Source organism: Pseudoxanthomonas sp. CF125 (genome assembly GCF_900104085.1).
Classification (GTDB): domain Bacteria; phylum Pseudomonadota; class Gammaproteobacteria; order Xanthomonadales; family Xanthomonadaceae; genus Pseudoxanthomonas_A.
In genome coordinates, this window is the sequence record NZ_FNLD01000002.1 from 157674 (window position 1) to 177750 (window position 20077).

At 64.7% G+C, this 20077-nt stretch carries 19 protein-coding genes; 15 read left to right on the forward strand and 4 right to left on the reverse strand.

Features of this window, described 5'->3' with window-relative positions; all coding sequences use genetic code 11:
* Positions 1-115: 115 nt before the first annotated feature.
* The 6 genes from BLR66_RS10150 (at position 116) to lpdA (ending at position 8236) form a co-directional block, all read left to right on the forward strand.
* Positions 116-2191, forward strand: a complete 2076-nt coding sequence (locus tag BLR66_RS10150; RefSeq protein WP_093285272.1) for a hypothetical protein — start codon at positions 116-118, stop codon at positions 2189-2191.
* A complete protein-coding gene (locus BLR66_RS10155) occupies positions 2188-3276 on the forward strand; it encodes an alpha/beta hydrolase (RefSeq protein WP_093285275.1) in 1089 nt (362 codons plus the stop codon). The genes BLR66_RS10150 and BLR66_RS10155 overlap by 4 nt, the downstream gene beginning before the upstream one ends.
* A gap of 99 nt (positions 3277-3375) precedes the next feature.
* Positions 3376-3831 carry a DMT family transporter gene (locus tag BLR66_RS10160; RefSeq protein ID WP_093285278.1) on the forward strand — a complete coding sequence of 152 codons (456 nt, stop codon included), beginning with the start codon at positions 3376-3378 and terminating at the stop codon, positions 3829-3831.
* A gap of 205 nt (positions 3832-4036) precedes the next feature.
* The gene (locus BLR66_RS10165) at positions 4037-4786 is read left to right on the forward strand and encodes a DUF2884 family protein (protein ID WP_093285282.1); all 750 of its coding nucleotides are present in this window, start codon (positions 4037-4039) and stop codon (positions 4784-4786) included.
* A gap of 129 nt (positions 4787-4915) precedes the next feature.
* Positions 4916-6349: a dihydrolipoyllysine-residue acetyltransferase gene (locus BLR66_RS10170; protein WP_093285286.1), complete on the forward strand. Its 1434-nt coding sequence runs from the start codon at positions 4916-4918 to the stop codon at positions 6347-6349.
* Between the two features lie 75 nt (positions 6350-6424).
* Entirely contained in the window at positions 6425-8236 is a 1812-nt protein-coding gene (lpdA, locus tag BLR66_RS10175; protein ID WP_093285289.1) for a dihydrolipoyl dehydrogenase, read from the forward strand.
* 136 nt (positions 8237-8372) lie between these two features.
* On the opposite strand, the gene BLR66_RS10180 is transcribed toward lpdA, so the two are convergent.
* Both BLR66_RS10180 and BLR66_RS10185 read right to left on the reverse strand, forming a co-directional pair.
* A complete protein-coding gene (locus BLR66_RS10180) occupies positions 8373-9182 on the reverse strand; it encodes a hypothetical protein (RefSeq protein WP_093285292.1) in 810 nt (269 codons plus the stop codon).
* Between the two features lie 182 nt (positions 9183-9364).
* Positions 9365-9571 carry a DUF2061 domain-containing protein gene (locus BLR66_RS10185; protein WP_093285295.1) on the reverse strand — a complete coding sequence of 69 codons (207 nt, stop codon included), beginning with the start codon at positions 9569-9571 and terminating at the stop codon, positions 9365-9367.
* Between the two features lie 434 nt (positions 9572-10005).
* Between BLR66_RS10185 and BLR66_RS10190 the strand changes: the two genes are divergently transcribed.
* The 9 genes from BLR66_RS10190 (at position 10006) to BLR66_RS10230 (ending at position 17396) form a co-directional block, all read left to right on the forward strand.
* A complete protein-coding gene (locus BLR66_RS10190; protein WP_093287738.1) occupies positions 10006-10392 on the forward strand; it encodes an ATP synthase subunit I in 387 nt (128 codons plus the stop codon).
* Entirely contained in the window at positions 10385-11251 is an 867-nt protein-coding gene (gene atpB / locus BLR66_RS10195) for a F0F1 ATP synthase subunit A (RefSeq protein ID WP_255402580.1), read from the forward strand. The genes BLR66_RS10190 and atpB overlap by 8 nt, the downstream gene beginning before the upstream one ends.
* A 78-nt stretch (positions 11252-11329) precedes the next feature.
* Complete coding sequence (atpE, locus tag BLR66_RS10200; protein WP_093285301.1) at positions 11330-11605, forward strand: F0F1 ATP synthase subunit C; 276 nt, start codon at positions 11330-11332, stop codon at positions 11603-11605.
* Positions 11606-11661: 56 nt separating this feature from the next.
* Positions 11662-12132 (forward strand): F0F1 ATP synthase subunit B, encoded by a 471-nt coding sequence (locus BLR66_RS10205; protein ID WP_093285304.1) that lies wholly within the window; start codon positions 11662-11664, stop codon positions 12130-12132.
* A gap of 16 nt (positions 12133-12148) precedes the next feature.
* A complete protein-coding gene (locus tag BLR66_RS10210; RefSeq protein ID WP_093285307.1) occupies positions 12149-12676 on the forward strand; it encodes a F0F1 ATP synthase subunit delta in 528 nt (175 codons plus the stop codon).
* A 147-nt stretch (positions 12677-12823) separates the two neighbouring features.
* Entirely contained in the window at positions 12824-14371 is a 1548-nt protein-coding gene (gene atpA, locus BLR66_RS10215) for a F0F1 ATP synthase subunit alpha (protein ID WP_093285310.1), read from the forward strand.
* 86 nt (positions 14372-14457) lie between these two features.
* Entirely contained in the window at positions 14458-15321 is an 864-nt protein-coding gene (atpG, locus tag BLR66_RS10220; RefSeq protein ID WP_093285313.1) for a F0F1 ATP synthase subunit gamma, read from the forward strand.
* 140 nt (positions 15322-15461) lie between these two features.
* A complete protein-coding gene (atpD, locus tag BLR66_RS10225; protein ID WP_093285316.1) occupies positions 15462-16889 on the forward strand; it encodes a F0F1 ATP synthase subunit beta in 1428 nt (475 codons plus the stop codon).
* Between the two features lie 81 nt (positions 16890-16970).
* Positions 16971-17396: a F0F1 ATP synthase subunit epsilon gene (locus BLR66_RS10230; protein WP_093287747.1), complete on the forward strand. Its 426-nt coding sequence runs from the start codon at positions 16971-16973 to the stop codon at positions 17394-17396.
* Between the two features lie 196 nt (positions 17397-17592).
* Here the strand turns inward: BLR66_RS10230 and BLR66_RS10235 are convergent, their stop codons facing one another.
* Positions 17593-17976 carry a GtrA family protein gene (locus BLR66_RS10235; protein WP_093285319.1) on the reverse strand — a complete coding sequence of 128 codons (384 nt, stop codon included), beginning with the start codon at positions 17974-17976 and terminating at the stop codon, positions 17593-17595.
* A complete protein-coding gene (locus tag BLR66_RS10240) occupies positions 17973-20018 on the reverse strand; it encodes a glycosyltransferase family 39 protein (protein WP_143014614.1) in 2046 nt (681 codons plus the stop codon). Before BLR66_RS10240 ends, BLR66_RS10235 begins: the two co-directional genes overlap by 4 nt.
* Positions 20019-20077 lie beyond the last annotated feature (59 nt).

Below are 20077 nucleotides of genomic sequence, written 5' to 3' on the forward strand. Positions count from 1 at the left end.
TTGTAGAGCCGAGCTTGCTCGGCTGTTTTTGATTTTGCATTGCGCGGCCCCATGAAGAGCAGCCGAGCAAGCTCGGCTGTACAACGCGAATAAACGACGGTCGGAGAACCTGGGCATGACGAGCTACGTGAAAAGATATCTGGCAGTGGCCCTGTTGGGGCTGTCCCTTGTCGCCAGCGCCAAACCGCCTGTCGCGTCCGCGCCGCTGCAGTTCCAGATCGCCGAAGGCCGCACGCTCAATGCGTTCTATCAGCAAGGTCCGGTGGCCGCGCATCTGTTGTTGAATTCCGGCACGCAACCGCGTGTGCTGGTGGCGTTTCCGGCCGGCAACAGCGGCGCCGGCATCTGGTTCGAACCATCCAGTACTCCGGTGCAGTGGAAGTTGGGCGAAGTGCGCCCCATGCAACAGATTCAGGCGAACAAACGCATCCTGCATGGAATCGTGGCGACCGCCAGCGTCGATGCGCCGCTGGTGGTGCGCGATGCGGTACTGGGCAGCGTACGCATCCTGCGCGACTACCAGATCGAAGGCCGTTATCCGGCCGAAACCGCAACCGCGCCCGTCCGCAGAGGCAATACGCTTACCTGGTCGCGGCCGCGCTTGGATGGCGCGGCCGGCTATCTGATTTCCATCGCCGTCGACAACGGAAGCCTGGGAGGCGGTGGCGATTCGGCGTGGACTTTCACCGGTTCCCGCGTCGGCGAGCCGATGCGCCTGCGCATCATCGCGCTGACTGGTGAAACTCCGCTGACGCCGCTGGGCGAAAACCGCTTGCTCAACGAGCATGCCGGCGCGGATCCACGCAGCCGGCAGGCGCTGGCCTTCCTGAGCTACGAGGAAAAATTCCTGGCCGGGTCCTGGCGTTTCGACACCTACTTCGGCCGCGACACCTTGATGTCGCTGCGCCTGCTGATGCCGGCGTTGCAGCCGGTGGCGATCGAGGATGGGCTGGCCTCGGTGCTGGAGCGGCTCAATGCGCAAGGCGAAGTGGCGCATGAGGAAGACATCGGCGAATTCGCCGTGCTGCGCCACCGCAAGCAGGGCGACCCGCCCAGCGATGCGCCGATCTACGACTACGCCATGATCGACGACGACTTCATGCTGGCGCCGGTGGCTGCGTCATATCTGCTCGACCAGGCCGATGGCCGCGCGCGGGCTGCCGCTTTCCTGGCGCGAAAACTGCCGTCGGGGGAAACGGTCGGCGCTGCGCTCGCACGCAATTTCGCCTTCGTCGCCGATTCGTCGCGTGCCTTCGCGGCCGCGCCGGAGCCGCGCAACCTGATGTCGATCAAGGCAGGCCGCAAGACCGGGCAATGGCGCGACAGCGAAGACGGTCTGGCCGATGGACGCTACCCGTACGATGTCAACGCAGTGTTCGTGCCTGCCGCGTTGAGCGCGATCGGACGCTTCCGCAATGAAGGACTGCTTGCGCCTTATGCGACGCCGGAACAAGCCAAGGCGCTATCGGCCGCGGCCGGCCGGGCCCAAGTGTGGTCGCGGCAGGTGCCGGCGCTTTTCCACGTGCGCTTGCCGGTAGCCGATGCTCGACGCCGCATGCAGGCTTATGCCGGCGCCCAGGGCGTCGATCCAGCACTTGCCCTGGCAAGTCTGCCGCCTGCGGGGCTCGACATCGTCGCCATCGCCCTGGACGGAAATGGCAAACCGATCCCGGTGCTGCATTCTGACGCCGGCTTTGCGCTGCTGCTGCAGGACCCGCCTGCAGCGCAGCTGGAATCGATGGTCGAAGCGATGCTGCGCCCGTTCCCTGCCGGCTTGCTGACCGATGCCGGACTGTTGGTCGCCAATCCCGCCTTCGCCGATGCCGATATCCAACGCCGCTTCGGCCGCAACGCCTATCACGGCACGGTGGTGTGGTCGTGGCAGCAGGCCTTGTTGGCTGCCGGTCTGCAACGACAACTGCAACGCAAGGATCTGCCGGCCGCCACGCTGGTGCGGTTGCAATCGGCGCAGCGTCAGCTGTGGGCGGCGATCGGCAATACGCAAGCAATGCGCACTTCGGAACTGTGGTCGTGGACGTATGCCGATGGCCGTTACCAGCCGGCGCCGTTCGGCCAGAACAGCGGCGACGCCGACGAATCCAATGCCGCGCAATTGTGGAGCACGGTGTTCCTGGCGTTGTCGCCGCCAGCCGCAGCGTCCCCGCCCGACAAAGAGGACAAGCGCCCATGAATACCCGGCTGGTTCGCATCGCGGCGGTAGCCGTCTTGCTCGCCGCGCAGGCGTCTTTGCACGCCCAGGACAAACCGGCCGACGAGGCCAGCACGACGGCGATGCCGGCCGCCTCTCTGCCTTACAGCCGTTTCGCCAGCCCGCAGGCGCGCGACAAGTTCGCGCAGCTGCTGGCGGAAACGCGCGAAGGCAAGGGTCCGAATCCCGCCGACCTCGCCGACCAGCGGCGTTTCTACCAGCGCTACAACGACGAGCGATTGCGCGAGGTCGAGCGCATCTATCGCAGCCGCGTCCAATCCACCCGCATGGGCGGCGTGCCGGTGCAGGTGGTGGATCCGGAAGGCGGCGCCCGCGATGACAACGTGCACCGCGTACTGATCAATCTGCACGGCGGTGCTTTCATGTGGGGCGCGGGCAGCGGTGCGCTGGTCGAAGCGATTCCCATCGCTGCGGTCGCCGGCATGCGGGTGGTCGCCGTGGACTATCGGTTGGCGCCGGAACATACCTATCCGGCGGCGGTGGACGATGTGGAAGCGGTCTACCGCGAATTATTGAAAAGCTACCGTCCGGAGAACATCGGCATCTATGGTTGCTCGGCCGGCGGTGCGCTGACTGCGCAGGCGACCGCACGCCTCCTGCAGGCCGGCTTGCCGCGCCCCGGCGCCATCGGCACCTTCTGCGGCTCCGGCATGCCCTTTGGCGGCGATTCGGCCATCCTGGGCCAGTTGGCCGTGGGCGCGGCGCCGATGCCGGCCGATGGCGAGCTTCGCCTGCCCTACCTGCAGACAGCCAAAGCCGATGATCCTGTCGCTTATCCGGGACAGTCGCCGGAACTGCTGGCGCGGTTTCCGCCGACATTGCTGTTGGCCGGCGGCCGCGATTTCTCGGTGAGCGCGCTGACCACCATGCAGCGCCGTCTGCTGGCTGCCGGCGTCGATGCGGAACTGGTGGTCTTCGACGGGTTGTGGCACGCCTTTTTCGTGTTCCCGGATCTGCCCGAGTCGAAGGAAGCCTATGGCCTGATCGCGCGCTTCTTCGATCGTCGGCTGGGTCGCACCGCGCTCGAAGGCGCCGTCGGCAACTAATCCCCCCACCATTGTCATCTCTCGCTGCACTCGGGATGACAGGGAGAACGGGATCGGCTCGCGTATCTTGTACGTCTTCGATAAAGCGAGGAGAGCAGGATGAATGCGACAAGCGGTCTGGTCCTGGCGGTTTTCATCGGCATGCTGCTGCCGCTGCAGGCCCTGATCAATGCGGCGCTGGGAAGGCAGACCTTCGGCCCGGTGTTCGCCGCGCTGATGTCCTTCGCCGTGGGCACCGTCGTTCTGTCGGTGTGGTGGCTGTCTTCCCGGCCCGCGTTCGAAACATCGGCGCTGGCCAAAGTGCCGTGGTGGGCGTGGACCGGCGGCATGATCGGCGCGGTGTATGTGGCCGGCGCCACCTTGCTCATCCCGCGCATGGGTGCGGCGGCGCTTATCTGCGCGGTGGTGTTCGGGCAGGTGGTGGGATCGCTGGTGCTGGACCACTTCGGCGTGCTGCACACGCGTACGCCGATCGATCCGCTGCGCGTGGTGGGCGCGTTGCTGGTGGTCGCTGGCGCATTGCTGGTGGTGCGGCCCTGGCAGTCGGCCGCCTGATCGGCAGCAGATGGATAAAGGTGGGAGCGGCGTCCCGCCGCGAGCTCTTAGCCTGAACAGAAAAAGCAGGAGCTCGCGGCGGGACGCCGCTCCCACGTTAAAAAGCACATGTAGGCATGACCAACGGCCTCCCTGCCGAACGGCACGTTGGCAACCGTCCGCGAACTGGCATGCTGTTCCCCGTCCGACCACCCGGGAGACTCGCATGCGCCGTACTTTCTGTTCGCTCGCCCTGCTGTCGCTGGCCGCCAGCGTCCAGGCCAAAGACGTCAGCTGCAATATCGAAAGCGACTACGACCTCACCATCAACGACCAGAGCGTCATCCTGACCCGCGAAAGCGGCACGCCCAAATGGATCGTGATCCGTGGCGACAGGCTGTTCGTCGATGACCGCTGGGTCGCGCTGGGCAAGGAAGACCGCCAGCGTATCGCCGACTTCGACCGCGGCACTCGCGAGATCATGCCGCTGGCGCGCGAAATCGGCCGCGATGCCGCCAGCATCGCCTTCACCGCGCTGGGCGAAGTGGCCGCCGGTTTCAGCAACGATCCGGCCGATACCCGCGCCAAACTCGATCAGGCCCGCAAGAAGATCGACGCGCGCCTGGCGCGGTCGGTCACCGCCAACCGTTTCGACGGCCGCGATCTGGGCGAAGGCATCGGCCAGGCCGTGTCGGAGGTCGTGCCCCTGGTCATCGGCGACATCGTCGGCGGCGCGGTGCGGGCCGCCCTGAGCGGCGATACCCAGCGCCTGGAACAAATGGAAGGCCTGGACAAGCAGATCGAGGCGCGCATCGAGCCGCGCGCCAAGGAGCTGGAAGTGCGCGCGGAGCGGTTATGCACGAAGATGGAAGCGCTGGACCGGCTGGACAATGCGCTGGCGTATCGTCTACCGGGCGGCGCCGCGCTGGATCTGTTGCGTATGAAACCGGAAGCCGACCCGGGTTCTGAAAAATAGGGTTATTCGCCCGCGCGAGGGTTGCGGCAAGGCGCAGGGAAACGAATTGTTCCAGTGAAAGGTTGGCGCATCGGGCATAGATGGCCACAATAGGGGTCCCCACACGATCTGATCACTGGAGTCTTCTGTATGGCCGAACTCAAGGAAGCACGCGTTCCCGATATCGGCGATTACAGCGACGTGCCCGTCATCGAAGTCCTGGTCGCCGTCGGCGATACGGTGGTCAAGGACCAGGGCCTGGTCACGCTGGAGTCGGACAAGGCCACGCTGGAAGTGCCCGCGCCGTTCGCCGGGGTGGTGAAGGAACTCAAGGTCAAACTGGGCGATACGCTTTCCGAGGGTTCGGTGGTCGCCATGATCGAAGCGGCCGACGCGGCCGCTTCCAAGCCCGCCGCCGCGCCCGCGTCTGCGGCAAAAGCGGAAGTCGCGGCTTCCGAAACCGGCGCCAAGGTCGAACCGGCCGCCGTTGCCGCCCAGCCCGACAAGATCGCCCAGCGTGAAATCGCGCAGGAACAATCCGCTCCGGCCACGGCCGCCGCCCCGCAGGTGCTCGACAGCAGGCCCGGCATCGACCCCGAAGCCTCGCCGCCGCACAGCCCGCCGGTGGAATTCAACGCCGAAGCGGTGCTGCCGCAGAAAGTCCCGCACGCCAGCCCGTCGGTGCGCCTGTTCGCGCGCGAACTCGGCGTCGACCTGACCCAGGTCAAGGGCAGCGAACGCGCCGGCCGCATCAGCAAGGAAGACGTACAGAAATACGTGAAAGACGCGCTGGCCGGCGGCGCTGCCGCCTCCGCCGCGCCCGTTGCCGGTGGCGGCGGCAATGGCCTCAACCTGCTGCCCTGGCCCAAGGTCGACTTCGCCAAATTCGGCGAGATCGAAGTCAAGCCGCTGTCGCGCATCAAGAAGATCTCCGGCGCCAACCTGGCGCGCAACTGGGCCATGATCCCGCACGTCACCCAGCACGACCACGCCGATATCACCGAGCTGGAAGAACTGCGCGTGCTGCTCAACAAGGAGAACGAGAAGGCCGGCATCAAGCTGACCATGCTCGTCTTCATCATGAAGGCGGTTGTCGCCGGCCTGAAGAAATATCCCGATTTCAACGCCTCGCTGGATGCCAGCGGCGAGAACCTCACCCTGAAGAAATATTTCCACATCGGTTTCGCCGCCGACACGCCCAACGGGCTGGTGGTGCCGGTGATCCGCGACGTGGACAAGAAGGGTCTGGCCGAACTGGCCAAGGAAATGTCCGAACTCGCCGGCAAGGCGCGCGATGGCAAGCTGGGCCCGGCGGAAATGTCCGGCGGCTGCTTCTCGATCAGTTCGCTGGGCGGCATCGGCGGCACCGCGTTCACGCCGATTGTGAATGCGCCGGAAGTGGCGATCCTGGGCGTTTCCAAATCCTCGATCCAACCGGTCTGGGACGGCAAGGCCTTCCAGCCGCGCCTGCAGCTGCCGCTGTCGCTGAGCTACGACCACCGCGTCATCGACGGCGCCTCCGCCGCACGCTTCACCGCGTACCTGGCCCAACTGCTGGGCGACATGCGCCGCGTGCTGCTCTGAATTTCGTAGGGCGGGCATTGCCCGCCGTCGCCATTCCCGGCGGGCAATGCCCGCCCTGCGTTCGAGAATTTCCAGATGCCCAATACCGTTGAAATCAAAGTCCCCGACATCGGCGATTACACCGATGTGCCGGTCATCGAAATCCTGGTCGCCGTCGGCGACACGGTGAAGAAAGACCAAGGCCTGGTCACGCTGGAATCGGACAAGGCCACGCTGGAAGTGCCTTCGTCCGCTGCCGGCGTGGTGAAGGAATTGAAAGTGAAACTCGGCGATACGCTGTCCGAAGGCAGCGTGGTCGCTATCCTGGAAGCCGAAGGCGCCGCCGCAAGCGCACCGGCCGCCGCCTCGCCGGCGAAAGCCGCTGCCGAACCGGCCAAGCCCCCGGTGACGCCATCGCCTGCCGCTCCTGCCGCAGCACCGGCGCCCAAAGCCGCGCAAGGCACCGGCAAGACGGCGGATATCGAATGCCGCATGGTCGTACTCGGGTCCGGCCCCGGCGGTTATACCGCCGCGTTCCGCGCCGCCGACATCGGCCTGGATACGGTTATGATCGAGCGCTATTCCAGCCTGGGCGGCGTCTGCCTCAACGTCGGCTGCATTCCGTCCAAAGCCTTGCTGCATGCCGCCGCGCTGATCGAGGAAGCCGCACACTCGGCCGACATCGGCGTGGAATTCGGCCCGCCCAAGATCGACCTGGACAAGCTGCGCACGTTCAAGGACTCCAAGGTGGTCGGCCAGTTCACCAAGGGCCTGGCCGGCATGGCCAAGCAGCGCAAGGTACGCGTCGTGCAAGGCGTGGCTTCGTTCGTGTCGCCCAATGAATTGGAAATCGTCGGCGAAGACGGCAAGACCCAGCTGCTGCGTTTCGAACAATGCATCATCGCCGCCGGTTCGCAGGCGGTGAAGCTGCCCGCCTTCCCCTGGGACGATCCGCGGGTGATGGATTCCACCGATGCGCTGCAGATCGCCGACGTGCCGAAACAACTGCTGGTCGTCGGCGGCGGCATCATCGGCCTGGAGATGGCTACCGTCTACCGCGCACTGGGCAGCCAGGTGACCGTGGTGGAGTTCATGGACCAGCTGATGCCGGGCGCCGACAAGGATCTGGTCAAGCCGCTGGCCGACCGTTTGAAGAAGCAGGGCGTCGCCATCCATCTCAAGACCAAGGCGACCAAGGTGGAGGCCTCGAAGAAAGGCATCAGCGTGGCCTTCGAGGGCGCCGCCGAAGGCCAGCCTGCCGAGCTCCAGACCACCATCTACGACCGCGTGCTGGTCGCGGTGGGCCGTTCGCCCAACGGCAACAAGATCGGCGCCGACAAGGCGGGCGTCACCGTGACCGACCGCGGCTTCATTCCCGTGGATCGGCAGATGCGTACCAACGTGCCGCACATCTTCGCCATCGGCGACATCGTCGGCAACCCGATGCTGGCGCACAAGGCCACCCACGAGGGCAAGCTGGCCGCTGAAGTGGCGGCCGGCGAAAAGAAGGAATGGGTGGCGCGGGTGATCCCGTCGGTGGCCTACACCGATCCGGAAATCGCCTGGGTGGGCGTCACCGAAACCGAGGCCAAGGCCAAGGGCCTGAAGGTCGGCGTGGGCAAGTTCCCGTGGGTCGCTTCGGCGCGCGCGGTGGGCATCGGCCGCGGCGAAGGTTTCACCAAGCTGGTGTTCGACGAGGAAACCCACCGCATCATCGGCGGCGCCATTGTCGGCGTGCACGCGGGAGATCTGATCACGGAAATTTCGCTGGCCATAGAGATGGGCGCCGAAGCTGCCGACATCGGCCACACCATCCATCCGCACCCGACGCTGAGCGAATCTGTGGGGATGGCGGCGGAGGTGTTCGACGGCACCATCACCGATCTGTATATCCCGAAGAAGAAATAGTCATCCGGCAGGAGCAGCGCGTAGGAGCGACGTAAGTCGCGATGAAGGGTGCGCAAACTCGTTTCGCGACTTGCGTCGCTCCTACGGCGCCTTCTGTACCCTCTCCCGCATGCAGAAGAGGGTCATACGTTGCGGCTCAAAACGCCAGCGTCACCCCTGCGATCGGCCCTTTGAATCTCTGGTCCAATCCCAGCGACCCATCGCTGCCCTCCCGGGTCGCGTCCAGCTTGAACCAGTCGTAGCCGGCGAAGAGGCCCAGGTTCTCGGTGAGCCGGTATTCCACCAGCGCGTTGGCGCGGCTGATGCTGCCTTTGTAGTCGCCGAAGTCGCCCCAGTCCGCATCCAGGTACTGTCCCTGGAAATTGACCAGCCATTTCTCGCCGGGAGTGAAGGTCACGCGCGCGCCGACCACCGGCGCGTAACCGTCTTCGCTGGAGCTGTCGTCGTAGACGTCCTCGCCGGCCTCGGCATGCAGCCGGCCTTCCAGCTTCGCCCACTCGGCGCCGATCTGCAGGCCCACGCTGACGCTGTCGGTATCGACCACCGAATAGTCGTACATGAGGCTGGCCAGCTGGAACTCCGTTTCGGCACGGGCAAAACTGCCTGCCGGAATGGTCACGTCATCGAACGACAAATCCTCATCGAGGCTCGCTTCGCGATCCTTGTCGTATTTGAAGTAGTCGAACACCAGCCTGCTGCGTTCGCCGAAGCGGAAAACGCCGTCGATGCGCGGAACGATTTCGTTGCCGCCGAAGTCGAAATCCTGCGAGTAACGCTGTTCGGTGCCGTTGAAAACGGTATTGGCGGTGAGTTCGCTTTGCGCGTCCACATCCATGCCGCCGAGTCTCAGGGTGAAGCGGTCGTCATCGTCGGCGGCGCGCGCGCAAGGCGCGGCGACCGCCGAGGCCAGCGCGGCCGCGATCGTCAAGGGAACCAGATATTTCATTCTGTCGTCTCCGTGGGGGAGGGGAAGGTCGGCAACGAAGATCCGTTGCCTGCGACCACCCTAAAAACCCGCTCGTCGACAGCTTGTTAATACCGGCGCGATCAAGCGCCCGGGAGTCCGTTTTTCCGACCCGTGTCACGCCGCAGCCGCAATGCCGCAAGCTGAGTTCCAGGCGGCTCCGTTCACACCGGCATCGCACGCATCGCGCGTTCGGCGCGCCGACGTTCGATGCGCTTCCAGACTTTTTCGTGGAAGTGGAACACCACCGTATTGCAGGCCGGTTCGACCAGCGCCAGCATGCCGCCCACCAGCAGGCTGCCCGTGAACAGCCAGCCCAGCAGGAAGGCGACGGTGAAATGGAGCAGAGCGAAGCTGAAGGTCTTGGTCATGGCAGGCCACCAAATGAGAATCAATCTCATTATGGGGTCGCATACGCCAAAGTCCAGCGCATTGTTTCTTGCCGATCCATAGATGATGCCTATGAAAGGGTTGCTGCCGGCTCATAAAGAGGAAGCCCCGGCAGCGGGCCGGGGCTTCATGGAAGGTCTGCGGCGGAGCATCGACGAGGAAGTTGAGCGCAGACCGTGCAAGGACTGACCGGACCCCATGGAGAAAGTTCCGACTTTTCCAGCTGAACAGGCGAATTGCCTGAAATCGTTTAACGCAAGCCTCGGCATCGCTCTTCCGCTGCTTTTAATTCGGCTGCGCAGCCGCAAACACGGCTTCTGGCGGTTGCCGCTGAAATTTAACGCCTGCTATACTTTTGCGGCTCGGCGAGGCGCCTCCAACGGCCTTGTCCCTTCCCACTCACCGGGTTTCGCGTGTGCTGAATTCCGCCGCTGCGGGCCGGCGACTGGCATTGCGGGCGGTGGCCTACCAAATGGCCGCCGTAGTGCTGGTGGCGCTGGTTTTCCTTGTACAGGGGTGGTCCGCTTGTCTGGCGGCGCTTCTGGGCGGGGCCAGCGTGGTGTTGGGAAGCGCCCTGGCTGCGAATGTCGCGCTGGGCGGGGGAGTGGTTCCGGCGCGGTCCGCGTTCCTGCGGCTGCTGCTGGCAACCGGCCTGAAATGGGCGGTGGTGATACTGATATTTGCGATGGCATCGGGTGTTGGGCGCATGGCGCCGCTCCCGTTGCTGGCAGGGCTCGCGGTCGCTTTGATCGCGCATCCACTAGTTTTGAACTTTAGTGTCAGGGTAGATCGTGATCGCTGAATCGGCGTCCGGTGGCGGCTCCACCGAATACATCCAGCACCATCTGAAGCATCTCCAGTGGCATGTGGGAGATGGCAAATTCATGACCATCAACATCGACAGCGTGATCATCACGCTGGTGTTGTCGGCCCTGTTCCTGTTCTTCTTCCTGCGCACCGCGCGCAAGGCCACGGCCGGCGTGCCGGGCAAGTTCCAGACCGGCGTCGAAATGGTCGTTGGCTTCGTCGACGGCCTGGTCCGCGAGACCTTCCACGGCCGCAGCAAGATGATCGCGCCGCTGGCGCTGACCATCTTCTGCCTGGTGTTCCTGATGAACTTCATGGACATGCTGCCGGTGGACTGGCTGCCGGGTGCCTGGGTCAAGGGCAACGAACTGGCCGGTCACGACCCGCACCACGCTTATCTGCGCATCGTTCCGACCGCCGACCTCAACACCACCCTCGGCCTGTCGCTGATGGTGTTCTTGCTGATCCAGGTCTTCGGCATCAGCCACAAGGGCATCGGCAAGTTCACCGCCGAGGCCTTCACCGCGCCGTTCCACGCCGAAGGCACGGTGATGAAGATCCTGCTGGCGCCGGCCAATCTGCTGCTGCGCGTGATCGAAGAGCTGGTGCGCCCGCTCTCGCTGACCCTGCGACTGTTCGGCAACATGTACGCCGGCGAGCTGATCTTCATCCTGATCGCGCTGATGACCTGGAACTCGCTGTTCTCCAGCGGCATGACCTACGTGATGGCGCCGCTGCAGTTCATCTCGGGCTTCGTGTGGACGGCCTTCCACATCCTGGTCATCACCCTGCAGGCCTTCATCTTCATGATGCTGACCGTCGTGTACCTGAGCATGGCGGCGGAAAGCCACTAGGCCGTCAAACCCACAAGTTTCGCTTCACCCTTTCGCTTCATTCCTTTTTCAAACCTGACTAGTAGTACGGAGAACACCATGGAAAATGTCGCCCTCTACGCAGAAATTGCGAAGTTCACGGTCATCGCGGCCGGCCTGCTTATCGGTCTCGGCGCCCTTGGCACCGCGATCGGTTTCGCCATCCTCGGCGGCAAGTTCCTGGAAGGTTCGGCCCGCCAGCCGGAACTGACCCCGATGCTGCAGACCAAGATGTTCATCGTCGCCGGCTTGCTGGACGCGGTGCCGATCATCGGCGTCGCCATCGCCCTGCTGCTGATCTTCGCCAACCCGTTCCTGTCCGCGATCGCGGGCTGATCAGGCAACCGGTCTTGGCTAACGCCGGCGTCCAGCGCCGGCGTCTGGAGTACGCAATGGATATCAACCTCACTTTCATCGTCCAGGGCTTCGCGTTCTTCGCGGTGGCGTGGATGGTGATGAAGTTCGGCTGGCCGCACATCATCGCGGCCATCGAAGAGCGTCAGCAGAAGATCGCCGAAGGGCTGGCCGCGGCCGACCGCAGCCAGAAGGACCTCGCGCAGGCGCAGGAAAAGGTCAACGAAGCGTTGAAAGAAGCGCGCACGAAGGCCAACGAAATCATCGATCAGGCGCATCAGCGCGCCAACCAGATCGTCGAAGCCGCCAAGAACGATGCGATCGCCGAGGCCAACCGCCAGAAGGCGCTGGGCCTGGCCGAGATCGACGCCGCCAGCACCCGCGCCAAGGAAGACCTGCGCAAGCAGGTGTCGGTCCTGGCCGTGAGCGGCGCCGAGAAGCTGCTCAAGCGCGAAATCGACGCCAACGCCCACAAGGCGCTGCTCGACGAGCTGGCCGCAGAGATCTGATGAGAGCCGCTGACCAATGAGCCAAGCCCTCACCCTCGCTCGTCCGTACGCCCGCGCCGCTTTTTCGATGGCGCAGGATGAAAATGCCCTGGCCAAGTGGTCCGACGCGCTCGGTTTCGCCGCGCAAGTGGCCGCCGATCCGCGTGCTGCCATGCTGCTGCTCAACCCGCAGCTGACCCATGCCGAAGCGGTGTCGCTGCTTTCGGTCGACGGCGCGGGCGAGTCGTTCTCGCGCTTCCTTGCTCTGCTGGCGGAAAACCGCCGGCTGGCGCAGTTGCCGGAAATCTCCGGCCTGTACGAGGAACTGAAGGCCGAAGCCGAACGCGTGGTCAAGGCCACCGTGACTTCCGCCGCGGAACTGCCGGCGGGCGAGTTGGACGTGCTCAAGGCCGCGTTGAAGAAGCGCTTCGGCCGCGAAGTCGAACTCAGCACCGCGATCGACGCGTCGCTGATCGGCGGCGCGGTGATCGATGCGGGCGACGTGGTGATCGACGGCTCGCTGAAAGGCAAGCTCTCGCGGCTGCAGGCCGCGTTGGCGAATTGAAGCCGGGATTGGGGATTTGGGATTCGGGATTGGCAAAAGCAACCACGGCAGCTTTTACGAATCCCGAATCCCAAATCTCCAATCCCAAAACAAATTGAAGAAACCCGCGTGTCGCCAATTGTGGCGCACGACACAGGAACCCAAAAAATGGCAACCACGCTCAACCCCTCCGAAATCAGCGAACTGATCAAGACCCGGATCGAGAAGGTCAAGCTGGCCGCCGAAGCCCGCAACGAAGGCACCGTGACCAGCGTGTCCGACGGCATCGTGCGCATCTTCGGCCTGGCCGACGTGATGCAGGGCGAAATGATCGAACTGCCCAACGACACCTTCGCACTGGCCCTGAACCTGGAGCGCGACTCGGTCGGCGCCGTGGTGCTGGGCGACTACGAAAACCTGCGCGAGGGCGACGTGGCCAAGACCACCGGCCGCATCCTGGAAGTGCCGGTCGGTCCCGAATTGCTGGGCCGGGTGGTCAACGCGCTGGGCGAGCCGATCGACGGCAAGGGCCCGATCGACGCCAAGATGACCGCGCCGGTAGAGCGCGTGGCCCCGGGCGTGATCTGGCGCAAGTCGGTGTCGCAGCCGGTGCAGACCGGTTACAAGACCGTCGATGCCATGATCCCGATCGGCCGCGGCCAACGCGAGCTGGTGATCGGCGACCGCCAGACCGGCAAGACCGCGCTGGCCATCGACGCCATCATCAACCAGAAGGGCACCGGCATTAAGTGCGTGTACGTGGCGATCGGCCAGAAGGCCTCGTCCGTCGCCAACGTGGTGCGCAAGCTGGAAGAAAACGGCGCCCTGGCCCACACCGTGGTGGTGGCCGCCACCGCGTCCGAATCGGCCGCCATGCAGTACATCAGCGCCTACTCCGGCTGCACCATGGGCGAATACTTCATGGATCGCGGCGAAGACGCCCTGATCGTGTACGACGATCTGTCCAAGCAGGCCGTGGCCTACCGCCAGATCTCGCTGCTGCTGAAGCGTCCGCCGGGCCGCGAAGCCTATCCGGGCGACGTGTTCTACCTGCACAGCCGCCTGCTGGAACGCGCCGCGCGCGTGTCCGAGGAATACGTGGAGAAGTTCACCAACGGCGCGGTGAAGGGTAAGACCGGTTCGCTGACCGCGCTGCCGGTGATCGAAACGCAGGCCGGCGACGTGTCCGCATTCGTGCCGACCAACGTGATCTCCATCACCGACGGCCAGATCTTCCTGGAAACCGACCTGTTCAACGCCGGTATCCGTCCGGCCGTGAACGCCGGTATCTCGGTGTCGCGCGTCGGCGGCGCCGCCCAGACCAAGATCATCAAGAAGCTGTCCGGCGGTATCCGCATCTCGCTGGCCCAGTACCGCGAGCTGGCTGCGTTCGCGCAGTTCGCCTCGGACCTGGACGAAGCCACCCGCAAGCAGCTCGAGCGCGGCCAGCGCGTCACCGAGCTGATGAAGCAGAAGCAGTACCAGCCGATGTCCATCGCCAACCAGGCGTTGTCGATCTACGCGGTCAACGAGGGCTACCTGGACGATGTGCCGGTGAACAAGCTGCTGGCGCTGGAAGAGGGCCTGCACGCGCATTTCGCTAATACCCAAGGCGCGCTGATCGAGAAGATCAACGCCAGCGGCGACTGGAACGACGAGATCGAAACGGCGTTCAAGAACGGCATCACCGAGTTCAAGACGACGGGCAGCTGGTAAGACGTAGGGCGGGTTTTAACCCGCCATTGCGGAATCGATAGGTTAGCCAAAGGCGGGTCAAGACCCGCCCTACGCAGGAAACAAGAATGGCAAGCGGCAGAGAAATCAAAACCAAGATCAAGAGCGTGCAGAACACCCGCAAGGTGACGCGCGCGCTGGAAATGGTCTCGGCCTCGAAAATCCGCAAGGCGCAGGACCGCATGAAGGCCTCGCGTCCGTACGCGCGCGCCATGAAGCAGGTCATCGGCCATCTGGCACAGGCCAATTCCGAGTACCAGCATCCGTTCCTGGTGGAGCGCGCGGAGATCAAGCGCGTCGGCTACATCATCGTTTCCTCGGACCGCGGCCTGGCCGGCGGCCTCAACAACAACCTGTTCCGCAAGACCCTGGGCGAAGTGCGCCAGTGGCAGGACAAGGGCGCCGAAGTCGATGTGGTCACCATCGGTCAGAAGGCCTCGGCCTTCTTCCGCCGCATCAAGGTCAACATGCTGGCCAGCGTCACCCACCTGGGCGACCGTCCGCAGCTGGAACAGCTGGTGGGCGTGGTCAAGGTCATGCTGGATGCGTACGAATCGGGCAAGGTCGACCGCGTGTACCTGGTCTACAACGATTTCGTGAATACCATGACCCAGCGCGCGGCGTTCGACCAGCTGCTGCCGTTGCCGGCCGCCGATACCCAGATCACCCACCACGACTGGGACTACATCTACGAACCCGACGCCGCCACCGTGCTCGAACACGTGCTGACGCGCTACGTGGAGTCGCTGGTGTACCAGGCCGTGCTGGAAAACGTGGCGTCCGAACACGCCGCGCGCATGGTGGCCATGAAGTCGGCCAGCGACAACGCGACCAAGCTGATCGGCGACCTGCAACTGGTCTACAACAAGGCCCGTCAGGCGGCGATCACGCAAGAGATTTCGGAAATCGTCGGCGGCGCTGCAGCGGTGTAGTCGGATTCGGGATTTGGGATTGGAGATTCGTAACGGCCGCGATCCGCGCTTCCACGAATCCCGAATCTCCAATCCCAGATCTCAAACAATCCATTCGCCGGTGTAAATCGGCAACGAAATAGATAACCGGAGTAACCAACATGAGTCAGGGCAAGATCGTTCAGATCATCGGCGCCGTCGTCGACGTCGAATTCGCGCGCACCGAGGTGCCGAAGATTTACGACGCGTTGAAGGTGGACAACACCGCCATCACGCTGGAAGTGCAGCAGCAGCTGGGCGACGGCATCGTGCGCACCATCGCGCTCGGTTCCACCGACGGCCTGAAGCGCAACCTGATCGCCACCAACACCGGCAAGGCCGTGTCGGTGCCGGTCGGCGCGGGCACCCTGGGCCGCATCATGAACGTGCTGGGCGAGCCGATCGACGAAGCCGGTCCGGTCGAAGCGACCGAGCACTGGGAAATCCACCGCCCCGCGCCCGCTTACGCGGAGCAGTCTTCGGGCAACGACCTGCTGGAAACCGGCATCAAGGTGATCGACCTGATGTGCCCGTTCGCCAAGGGCGGCAAGGTCGGCCTGTTCGGCGGCGCCGGCGTCGGCAAGACCGTCAACATGCTTGAGCTGATCAACAACATCGCCACCGAGCATGCGGGTCTGTCCGTGTTCGCAGGCGTGGGCGAGCGCACCCGCGAAGGCAACGACTTCTACCACGAGATGGCCGAAGCCGGCGTCATCAAGCTCGACAACATGAAAGAGTCGAAGGTCGCGATGGTGTACGGCCAGATGAACGAGCCGCCGGGCAACCGTCTGCGCGTCGCGCTGACCGGCCTGACCATGGCCGAATACTTCCGCGACGAAAAAGACGCCGACGGCAAGGGCCGCGACGTGCTGTTCTTCGTCGACAACATCTACCGCTACACCCTGGCCGGCACCGAAGTCTCCGCGCTGCTCGGCCGCATGCCGTCGGCCGTGGGTTACCAGCCGACCCTGGCCGAGGAAATGGGCGTGCTGCAGGAACGCATCACCTCGACCAAGACCGGCTCGATCACCTCGATCCAGGCCGTGTACGTGCCCGCGGACGACCTGACCGACCCGTCGCCGGCCACCACCTTCGCCCACTTGGACGCCACCGTGGTGCTGTCGCGCAACATCGCCGCGCTGGGTATCTACCCGGCCGTCGATCCGCTGGACTCCACCAGCCGCCAGCTCGATCCGAACGTGATCGGCCACGAACACTACGACACCGCGCGCCGCGTCCAGTCCACCTTGCAGAAGTACAAGGAACTGAAGGACATCATCGCCATCCTGGGCATGGACGAGCTGTCGGAAGAAGACAAGCAGGCCGTGTCGCGCGCGCGCAAGATCGAGCGCTTCTTCAGCCAGCCGTTCCACGTGGCCGAAGTGTTCACCGGTTCGCCAGGCAAGTACGTGTCGCTTAAGGACACCATCCGCGGCTTCAAGGCGATCTGCGACGGCGAGTACGACCACCTGCCGGAGCAGGCGTTCTACATGGTCGGCGGCATCGAAGAAGCGGTCGAGAAGGCCAAGAAGCTGGCCGAAAAAGCATAAGCAACATAGGGCGGGCCCTGGCCCGCCATCGCGATAATCCGTGGTGGGCTTGAACCCACCCTATGCAGTCAAAGGTTGATCATGGCATCTACCATCCGTTGCGATATCGTCAGCGCCGAGCAGGAAATCTTCCACGGCGAAGCGACGCTGGTCGTGGCCACCGGCGAACAGGGCGAGCTGGGCATCGCGCCCCGCCACGCGCCGCTGATCACGCGCCTCAAGCCGGGCAAGGTCGTGGTGACCCTGCCCAGCGGCGAACACCTGGACTTCGCCATCAGCGGCGGCATCCTGGAAGTGCAGCCGCAAGTGGTCACGGTGCTGGCCGACACCGCGATCCGCGCGCAGGACATCGACGAAGCCGCCGTGCGCGCGGCCATGGAAGAAGCCGAGCGCGTGCTGGCCAACCGTGGCGAAGCGATGGACGTGGCCGAGGCGCAGCAGAAGCTGGTCGAAGCGACCGTGCAGCTGCAGGCGCTGGAGCGCTTGCGCAAGAACCTCAAGCACTGAGCTTTATCGCCATAGCAATCCCGAAACGCCGGCCTAGTGCCGGCGTTTTTATTCGCAATCCACAACGTAGGGCGGGTCTTGACCCGCCTTCAGGCAACATCGCGATAACCCGGATGGCGGGTCAAGACCCGCCCTACGCTCTGCTCTTTATCGCGTGCCAAGAGCAGCCGAGCAAGCTCGGCTCTACAAAGCGGGGTCAGTGTTTGTAGACCCAATGACGCGACAGCAGGAAACCGATCACGCCCAGCGCAAGTTCGACCGCAGGTTTGGCCATCCACGCCCAGCGCAGGCCGAACCAGTCGTCGATGTTGCCGATAGCCCAGGTGCTCACGAAGGTGGTCATCAACCACATGGCCAGGAAGCGCAGCAGCGGCTTGCGTCCCAGATGATGTTCGTCGCCGGTGAAGGTGATGCGTCCGTTCAACCAGAAACCCAGCAGCGCACCACTGATGCGGCCGGCCACATTGGCCGGTTCCACCAGCATGCCCGCATGGCTCAGGCCGACCATCACGCCCCAGTCCAGCAGCCACTGCAGCACGCCGATCAGCAGGTAGCAGCGGCCCTGGCGCAGGACGCTCATGGTCGCTGGCCCCCGGTTGCGATGCTCCACCACTGCGCCGGACCCTGTTCGCCGCGCATGACCGCACCAGCCCGTTGCAGGCCTGCGCGCTGCGCGGGATTGAGCGTGTCCTTGCGCAACAGCACTTCACCGATGCGCTCGCGTTCAAACAGCGACTGCCAGGCCGCACCGGTCGGGTCGTGGTCGGCCAGCGCGGCGGCGGCCGCAAGCGAGGGGTCGTAGCGCGAGACCGTGCGCGCCCGCACGCCGGTTTCGGCCGCGTGCGGCACTTCCGCATCCAGCGCCAGCACGTTACCCATGCCGGGCGATGCAACGCGCATGCGGGCCAGCAGGATCCGTTCCGGCGCGTAATGGCGGAACGAGGCCGCATCATCGCCCAGCGCCAATACGGTTTCCTTTATTGCGCCCGTCCGCAGCATCCAATGGCCATTGGCCTGGAACGCCAGGTTGAGCACGCACAAGCCCGCCAGCATCCAACCGGCGCGCCGCGGATCCGCGCGCGCGGTGGTCACCGCAAGCAACGGCAGCATTGCCACGCAGGCGGGAAACACATAGCGCAGGTACTGCATCGGAATGATGGGAATGGCCATGCTCAGCGCCAGCATCGCGGCGATGGCCGAAGTCCTGCGTTGGATCAGCGCCAGGATCCAGGCGCCGGCCAGCACCACCAGAACAAATCCGCCACCGCCAGCGAATGCTTCCAGATAGCGGCCGGTATCGAAAGTCAGATGCCAGGGCAGCCACGCATCGAATCCGGCGTGCCAGCGCGTGTCGTCGAAATCGGCCGTGGCGAAGTAGGGCGAACGGAACCAGGCATTGAACAGCGGCAGAAAAGGATTCCCGGTCAGCACCGCGGCATAGACATAGCTGCTGGCCCCGACCGCCAGCGACAGGGCGCCGGCGAGCAGCACCGCACCTGGCCGCAGCGCTGCGCGATGGCGCCACAGCGCCCAGGGCAACAGCACGATCGCCATTGCCGCAGCAGCCAGTTTCAAGGCTAACAGCCCTCCCACCAGCACTGCGCCTGCATACAATCCTCGAGAGCCTTGCACCGGTGCCCGTGCGATCAGTACCACCAGCCACACCAGCAGTGCGGCCGTGGGTGTTTCGGTCTGCATGCTGCCGGCCAGCACCGCAGTTAGCGGCAAACTGGCGTACAGCGCCACAGAGGCCCAGCGTGCAAGCGCATCGCCGCCCAGCTCAGCGGCCAACCGCCATACGCCCGCTGCGGCGAGCAGGATCCACAGCGCATTCACCGGGCCGCGCGCTTCGCCGCCGCCGATGACCTGCGGAAACGCCTGCAGCACGTCGCCCAGCCACGGGGCCAGCGCCCAGATGTGGGTTTCGGCATCCATCGCATAGCGGCCGTCCTGTAGCAGCTCCCACGGCAGGCGCAGGTGGTAGCCCAGATCGTCCACCTGCAGAGTCGGCAGCCAGCAGCCGGTGCTGGCCAGGCCCAACGCCAGCACCGCCAGGGCGGCCGCACGCGGATGTGCGGCCACCGCATCGCGCCACTGGTCCCGCGCATGGCGCAGCGACGGGAGCATGCGATTACGGGCCAGAGCCACCATCACGATGGCCAGGCCCAGGTAGCTCCAGGCGTAGTGCACCGGCAACGGCAGCAGCCATGCCAGCGACCCGCCTAACAGAACCAGCCCGGCGACCAGCTGCAAGGGCAGCGATTCCTGCCTCAGCAGCAAGCCGCCAAGCGCCAGGGCCAGCGCCGCCAGCACCAGCGTCGCCGCCACCGGAACCGGACCTGCGAACAACACCAACGCCAGGCTCCAAGGCAGCGCTAGCGCCGCGGCCCACGACCAGCGCGCGAACCGACGCAGCGGCCATGCCAGCAATGCCGACAGTGCGGCCAGCACCAGCAGTTCGCCGAAACGGCCCGAATGCCAGTGTTCCCACAACCGGTACTGGAAAAAACCGAGCGTGCACAGCGGCACGCCGGCCCACAGCAGCGCCAGTTGCCAGCGGGGCGTAACGGGAATCAAGGGTGGCGTCGAGGAGGCGGAACGGGAGGACGGGATCGAAATCATCGCGCGCATGCTAACAGCGCGCCGATTTAGAATGGGTCACGACACCGAATCGCTGGAGC